The 579-nt window shown below is 77.5% G+C and carries 1 pseudogene; it reads right to left on the reverse strand.

Going from position 1 to position 579, the window contains the following annotated elements:
• Positions 1-579: pseudogene (locus FRW57_RS23820) on the reverse strand (selenocysteine-specific translation elongation factor); the annotation flags it as partial.

Raw genomic sequence — 579 nt, forward strand, 5'->3', positions numbered from 1 at the left:
CCGCCCCGGGTCGCGCAGGATCGCGCGGTCACCGGCCTGCAGCGGAAGCGGCCGGGGGAGCGTGAGCCGAGCGGTGTCGGCGCCGAGCGGGCGGACGTGCACCGGTTGCGCGCCCGAGCCGAGGTGGAGCACGAGCCCCGCCGGAAGCGAGTCGAGATCCACTGCGGCGCGTTGGCCGACGGGACGACCGAGAGCGGGGGTCGCGGCCAGGGGAGCGGTCAGGCGCACGTCGAGGTGCTGCGTGATCGGCCACGCGCCGGGCGTCAGCAACGCGTCACCGCGGCTCACCTCCTCGCGGCCGACACCGCGCAGGTTCACCGCGACCCGGGCGACCCCGTCGACCCGTTGGTGGGCGCGGCCGAGGCTCTCCAAGCCACGCACGGTGACCGGGCGGCCCCCGAGCGACAGCGTGTCACCGACCCGCAGCCGGCCTGAGCCGAGCGTCCCGGTGACCACCGTCCCGCTCCCGCGGACGGTGAACGAGCGGTCGACCCACAGCCGCACCCGGGCTCCCGGGTCGGGCGGCGGCATCAGGGCGGCCAGCTCGGCCAGCGCCTGGCGCAGCTCGGCCAGTCCCGC

Source organism: Segeticoccus rhizosphaerae, from assembly GCF_009192725.1.
Lineage (GTDB): Bacteria > Actinomycetota > Actinomycetes > Actinomycetales > Dermatophilaceae > Segeticoccus > Segeticoccus rhizosphaerae.